The sequence below is a fragment of the Desulfobacter sp. genome, from assembly GCF_050177295.1.
In genome coordinates, this window is the sequence record NZ_JBFXHE010000004.1 from 43513 (window position 1) to 49634 (window position 6122).

At 44.7% G+C, this 6122-nt stretch carries 6 protein-coding genes; 1 reads left to right on the plus strand and 5 read right to left on the minus strand.

The window, feature by feature from the left end:
• Nucleotides 1-12: 12 nt before the first annotated feature.
• The 4 genes from AB7U36_RS01035 to AB7U36_RS01050 all read right to left on the minus strand — a co-directional run bounded on the left by AB7U36_RS01035 (nucleotide 13) and on the right by AB7U36_RS01050 (nucleotide 4690).
• Nucleotides 13-402 carry a TraR/DksA family transcriptional regulator gene (locus tag AB7U36_RS01035; protein ID WP_428157945.1) on the minus strand — a complete coding sequence of 130 codons (390 nt, stop codon included), beginning with the start codon at nucleotides 400-402 and terminating at the stop codon, nucleotides 13-15.
• A 373-nt stretch (nucleotides 403-775) separates the two neighbouring features.
• Nucleotides 776-2023 (minus strand): nickel-dependent lactate racemase, encoded by a 1248-nt coding sequence (gene larA / locus AB7U36_RS01040; protein WP_428157946.1) that lies wholly within the window; start codon nucleotides 2021-2023, stop codon nucleotides 776-778.
• 258 nt (nucleotides 2024-2281) lie between these two features.
• Nucleotides 2282-3232, minus strand: a complete 951-nt coding sequence (locus tag AB7U36_RS01045) for a hydrogenase iron-sulfur subunit (RefSeq protein WP_428157947.1) — start codon at nucleotides 3230-3232, stop codon at nucleotides 2282-2284.
• Nucleotides 3233-3256: 24 nt separating this feature from the next.
• Nucleotides 3257-4690, minus strand: a complete 1434-nt coding sequence (locus AB7U36_RS01050) for an FAD-binding oxidoreductase (RefSeq protein WP_428157948.1) — start codon at nucleotides 4688-4690, stop codon at nucleotides 3257-3259.
• Nucleotides 4691-5096: 406 nt separating this feature from the next.
• On the opposite strand from AB7U36_RS01050, the gene AB7U36_RS01055 reads away from it, so the two are divergent.
• Complete coding sequence (locus AB7U36_RS01055; RefSeq protein WP_428157949.1) at nucleotides 5097-5237, plus strand: hypothetical protein; 141 nt, start codon at nucleotides 5097-5099, stop codon at nucleotides 5235-5237.
• Between the two features lie 30 nt (nucleotides 5238-5267).
• Here AB7U36_RS01055 and AB7U36_RS01060 read toward each other — a convergent pair whose 3' ends face one another.
• Entirely contained in the window at nucleotides 5268-5825 is a 558-nt protein-coding gene (locus AB7U36_RS01060) for a peptidoglycan endopeptidase (protein ID WP_428157950.1), read from the minus strand.
• Between the last annotated feature and the right edge of the window lie 297 nt (nucleotides 5826-6122).

Genomic DNA, 6122 nt, shown 5'->3' on the forward strand with positions numbered 1-6122 from the left:
TTAAAATCTGAATCAGGATATAAGGGCCTCCATGCGCTCCTGCGCTTCCTTGCACGCTATACATTTGGAGGTCACAGGACGGACTTCAAGCCGTTTGAGGGATATCTCTTCACCACAGATGTCACAGTATCCATAGGTACCCTCCTCTATTCTTTTAAGCGCGTCTTTGATTTTTTTGATCAGCTTGCTTTTCCGGCTGTGCAGGTGCAAGCTCATGGTGCGGTTGATATCGGCTGCAGTGGAATCAATAAGTTCTGTATCCCTGCTGCGTTCCAGCATGAGTTCTGACACGGCAGAGTCGGCCTGGTCTAGCAGCTCTCTCATGGAGGTGTTCAGTATTTTTGTAAAACGGTCCAGATCTTCATCTGTGATATGGGGTCTGTCAATTACTTCGGTGGTCATCTTTTTACTCCCAAACGTAGGTAAAGCCGCTTAATATGTGGATCTGGGGGTGAAAAGTGCCCGAATAGTCTTTAATGCCGCAACCGCTGTCACCCGGCAGCAGTCAAAGCAGTGTATACGGGCATCTGAATGCAACTGTATAGCAATAACAGTGCCAGGAGTATCTACAGCCTATAATCTTGAGCGCACCAAAGCATTAACGCCCGCCAGGACATCTCAATTCCGATTTTGACAGGTTTGGCTTTGTCTTTGGACATGCCACGTCCGTTTCCATTTTTCCTGATAGTGTTTTTATTGTTTATGCGCCTCCCAAGGCAAGCAAAAAAAGACAGCGGTTGTGCTGCCTGCACCGCCGCTGTCAAAGGGTAAATCTTTATTGTTTTAATATATTGGGTACTGAAAGAGATCCTAATGGAAGTACCGTTATTTTGGCATCTTTACCTTTTTCTTCAAGTGCTTTTTCCAAAGCCGCCTCTACGCTCTCAAAAGGTTTAATGTGTACGGCTTTTATCTCGTCTTCCGGCAGTTCTGTAACCCCCCAGGTCTGTGCCCAGGTATTTATTTCAGCCATTTTACCGGCTTTATGATAGCCTAACTTATATTCGAGTTTTATCTTTTCAAGAACCTCGTGCGGTGTGCTACAGGAAGCCATCAGATCAAAGAAAGTTTTCCCGCCTATTCCCATTCTGCATTGGGATACGAATATTAATATGCCGCCTTCTTTAAGCGCAAGCTTACCATTATCTATCGCTTTTTGAGACTGATAAAGGTCTATATCCATTGGATAAGGCGCCACGGAAATTACAATCTCAGCTTTTTCTTCTATGTCAACACAGAATACTTTTTTGGCACTGTCTATTGCCGCATAAAAGGCGCCTACAAGATCTCCACATGTGGTTTCATATACATTATGGTCTTTATCTAAAATAGTCATAATGGAAAACACTTGAATATCTTTTAATACATTCATGGCATCCATCATATCTTCGTGTACGGGGTTGCCATCTAATGCAAGGGCTTTTGCACTTTTATTCAGAGCTAATTTATGGTTTTGTGTTATGGTCTCATAAGATGCTACGCCAGGTAAGAAGCCTTTTCTGCCACCCGTGTATCCGGCAAAATAGTGAGGTTCTACAGAACCGATAACTACCGTTTTTTTAGCTTCTGCTACAATTTTATTAAGGTACATCTCTGTACCGTTTGTAGATTTACCTAAATATACCATCTCATCATTTTTGGCATCATGTGCCCATATTCTGTCTTTGGCTTTCAGGTCCTGGTAAATCTCTTTGCCAAAAATGTATTCATATTCTTCATCATTCGGGGCTCTATGAGCACCTGTAGCGATAATGAAATAGATATCTTTATCTTTTATATCATCATAAATTACGCGAAGTACTTTTGCTGTAGGAGTAGGCCGAGTTCCGTCATTTACAATAAAGACGACTCTTTCATCACCGGTCATAAACTCTGCAAAATTAGCATTTTCCAAATTTTTTGAAAATTCAGAAGCAAACTCTCTTTTTTCTACGTCATTTGGAAAATATACACCTTGCAAGTTGTTATCATTAATTTCAACTTCAATTTTTTCCTTGCCATATGGTATCAATACTTTTGCCATTATTTTCTCCTTCCTGGAGTTGTTATTAACAATTGGGTTTCGTGTTTCGTCTATGACCTGTTTGCCTCGCTTTTAACCCAACATCTTTTAGTTTAAGTTTTTTGTTCATAAATAGGGGTTACGTTTACGGCGGATAAAAATTGAAATCTTCGGCATATATTAAATATTCCGGGGATTAAGATTCTTATCCGCCGCAGATTCCAAGAAGAGCAGCAGCTCATAATTGGACGAAAAGACCATCTATGTGTGGACTTGGGTTTAGCGTATTGGGCCCATTTGATTTAACTTTTCCATAAAGGTATCAATTTCTGCCTGGAACAACTGTTTGTCGCCTCTAGGAATCTGAACCAGATGGATTCGTTCGGGATTAATATCAAGGGATTCAAGGGTTTGCTTCATTTTTGTCACCCGTTTCAAGGCTGCTACATTACCGTCATGGGTACATTCCCCGTCAGGACAAACGCCCACCAGAACGCCCCATGCCTGGTTAAGGAACGGGGTCAATAAAAGATTTTTATCAAGACGGCCGCCACACAAGTTCACCAGGATTTCATACTCCTTGTCATGGGTTTCCGATTCCGGCAGTCTGGAATTCTGAATGTCAGGATGGTATGACCAGTTACATGCAAACACAATGGCCTTGGCAGAGGTATGGGATTGGAGGAACTCAGTTGCTCTCCTGTCCATTTCAGCCGTGTCGGTACCAAATGATAATGGAATGGTTATCGCTTCAATGGGACAGATTTCAACACAGATGCCGCAGGACTTGCATTTTACCGGATCCACGACAATACCCTCACCGTCAACAAATTCCCGGGCATCATGGGGACAGGCCCTGACGCACTGCAGGCACCTGGCACAGGAACGGGCCGTGATTGATGTGGTACCCGGACCCTTGTATCCCAATTCAACCAGATCTCTTCTGAGATCCAGCATAATATCCGTTATTTTGACCCCGGACGAACAGGCTGCTTCGCACCGTTTGCAGAAGAAACAACTAAAGGATTTTTCCGCAATTTCCGGTGTCAATTCCACCTCGCCGGTCAAAAGTCCGTGGGCTAAAATGTTTTTACCCCTAGGTGCATCGGATTCCCACCGGGTGAATTTAAACATGGGGCAGTGCTCGTAACAGTATCCGCACCGGATGCACTTGGCCAGCATGCCTTCCCATTTTTCTAGATTTTTAAATTTTATTTTTTCTGTCTGCATAACAATAGTCCCTGTGATCCTTTATCAGCTGTTGACAGCATATCTAAGGTTAGTAGCCTTGACCCAGTTATCCGGAGCCTGCATCAGTTTGCCTGGATTGAGAATGTTATTGGGGTCCAGAGCCGCTTTGATGGCAGCCATCATTTTCAAGGAATCTCTTTTCTCTGTCTTAAAGGCTAAGGCCTTGGAAATGCCGATACCGTGTTCAGCAGAAGTAGTGCCGTTGATGGAATTTACATATTCATAGATCTCGGCAATGGCTCTCTGGGCACCCTCCCATTGCTTTCCCTTGCTGGTATCCATCATGATTTTGGTGTGCATGCACCCGGATCCGCAATGTCCATAAGCTGTCATAATGATGCCATTTTTTTCAGCGGCTTCATGGATTTTGGCGGCCATATCCGCCATCTTGGAGTAGGGTACTGCCATATCGTCCGCCAGGGATGTAGAAGCCATACTGGTGTCAAATTGTGACAGGGCAGGGAATAATTTCTTACGGCCCATGAAGATTTGTTCCCGCTCTTTGGCATCAAAGCTGTACCAGATGTCTGCGCCGTTGTTCTTTGCGCAGATATCTTTCATTTTTTGAACTTCATAATCCACGGCTTCCTTAACTTTTCCGTCAGCTTCAAAAAGCAGGGAAGCGGCAACTTCCTTAAGGCCTAAGCCCATGGTTTTATTTACCGCCTTGATTGCAACGTCATCCACTAACTCAAGCATAGAGGGGATGGTACCAGAGGCCATGATGTCAGCGATGGCATTGCCGGCATCCCTGAGACTGTCAAAATTGGCAACGCCCAGGCATCTGAATTCGGGGATGGGTACAAAACCGATGATTGCTTCGACCACAACACCCAGAGTGCCTTCCGCACCTACGATGAGTTTGTGAAGCTGGTAACCGGACGCTTCCACCCGGGTATGGGCACCTAAAGTTACCAGGTCGCCATTGGCCAGAACCACTTTCAAGCCCATTACCGCATCCCGGGTGGCACCGTATTTTACAGAACGAACTCCCGAAGCATTGTTGCCGATCTCACCGCCGATGGTGGCAATACGTGAAGAGGCAGGTGTCGGGGGATAAAAAACCCCGTAAGGTTTAAGCGCGGCGTTGAGATCATCATCCACCACCCCCGGTTCCACCCGGCAGTAAACATCGGGCATGTTGATTTCAAGTATCCGGTTCATGTTTTTCATGTCCAGAAGAATGCCGCCCATGGACGACACGGTCTGTCCGCACATGCCCGAGCCGCCGCCCCTGGGGACAACCGGTATTTTTGCCTCATTGGCATAGGCCATTACTTTTTGAACCTGACCGGTATTGTCAGGTCTGACAACAACCCATGGTGCGGCATGGTAAACAGATGCGTCTGCGCCATAAATATACAGGTCAAGCGGATCTGTCTTTATGTTTTTTTCCCCGACTATTTCCCTAAGTCTGGGAAGATCGACCGTATTCATTTGATATCCTTTCCTGATGAAATTATTAAAACCAGTGGGTCTAAAAAGTCTCTATTCCAGTTAATTCGCTAATATTTTCACAACTGTTTTAAAAATTCAATCCCCTTTACCTTTACGGTATTAATAAGTGTTTGCTTTTCTAAAAAGTTGAATTATAAACTCAATTTTTTTGTATTGACAGATATGTGCTAACCTCCTTTTTTTATAAAAGTTTTTTAACGTTCGGGGATATGCCATCGCCTGTATCGCTAAATCCCCGCCTTGGGATACTACCGTGACTGTAGAAAAAAATGCAAGTCTTATCCGCGCAACCATGGTGACCAGGGCCTGCCTGATATTCTGAATTGAATAATTTGAAGAGGAAGCGGCCAAGCTTAAAATTGCAGTAGCTGACCCCTTATCCGGTATGAGTCTCCGGGCATTTATTGAAAAGGTGGCCGGCAGAAGTCCCGCTACCAATACGTTTGCAGATGCGGCTGCTATCAGGGACAGGGCAGCTGAAAACTGTCAAAAGATCATGGATATTCTTGAAAAAAGATCTGCCTGAATCTCGTACCACCCGATGCCGTCCAAAGGTTCATCTTGGCCGGGCCGGCACCAGCATATCTTCATTGATTCTAAAAAAACCGTTAAAGTGCTCCAGCCAGTATGCGTGGTAAACGATATTATCGCTGTTGAAGATTGTGACCTCCCCCCTTTTTTCTGACGTATAGATAAAATACATCCGGCCATCGGGATCCACCTGGTAGACCATGGCGGCAAGATCATTATCCAGCACAATCAGGTCTCCGTTTTGAATATCATCTGCTTCAATACTGTGGGTGTTGGCCAGTAAAAGGTCCATGGGCATAAAGGCCTTGTATATCAGCCCGGCCCGGGATGCCGCCCCGGTGTAAATGGAGTAAAACAGCCAGGAATTATCCGTGCTTCCTGTCTGTTCAGGGCGTCCGCCGAATATAAAAGGCAGACCAATGAACTGTTCCGCAATTGATGGGATAAACTGACAGAAAAGTACGGCAGGCGCTGAGTCCACTGGTGTTTGGGCGTCCTCTGCCTCCATGACAAAAAAATGGCTGGCCAGGACCGGAACAGCCCAGATCAAAACCAGTATCAGATATATGGTGGATCTTTTCATTTTTCTTTTCTGCCCAACCGGAGGGAAATTTATATCCCGACAGTCTTAAAATCTGTCGGGGATCTCTGCCTACATTACCTGTTTTTGAAACCTTTCGTCAAGAAAGAAAGTAGGGTGACGGTCAACATTCTTGCAAAGTTTTTAGAATGATTTTTCAATTAGGCACGAATCCTGCTTTTTTAAATTTGTGCACAACCCTACAAAAAGTCAGAAAGGATGAAAAATGACTTGTATTGATGAGATTCAAACCCTTAGAAACCAGGTGATTCCAAATGGTCATGCCTCCGGTACCACCTG

What these genes read in the sequence shown, in the direction of transcription:
- AB7U36_RS01035 (WP_428157945.1), bottom strand. Translation starts at nt 402, where the DNA reads ATGACCACCGAAGTAATTGACAGACCCCATATCACAGATGAAGATCTG.
- larA (WP_428157946.1), bottom strand. Translation starts at nt 2,023, where the DNA reads ATGGCAAAAGTATTGATACCATATGGCAAGGAAAAAATTGAAGTTGAA.
- AB7U36_RS01045 (WP_428157947.1), bottom strand. Translation starts at nt 3,232, where the DNA reads ATGCAGACAGAAAAAATAAAATTTAAAAATCTAGAAAAATGGGAAGGC.
- AB7U36_RS01050 (WP_428157948.1), bottom strand. Translation starts at nt 4,690, where the DNA reads ATGAATACGGTCGATCTTCCCAGACTTAGGGAAATAGTCGGGGAAAAA.
- AB7U36_RS01055 (WP_428157949.1), top strand. Translation starts at nt 5,097, where the DNA reads ATGAGTCTCCGGGCATTTATTGAAAAGGTGGCCGGCAGAAGTCCCGCT.
- AB7U36_RS01060 (WP_428157950.1), bottom strand. Translation starts at nt 5,825, where the DNA reads ATGAAAAGATCCACCATATATCTGATACTGGTTTTGATCTGGGCTGTT.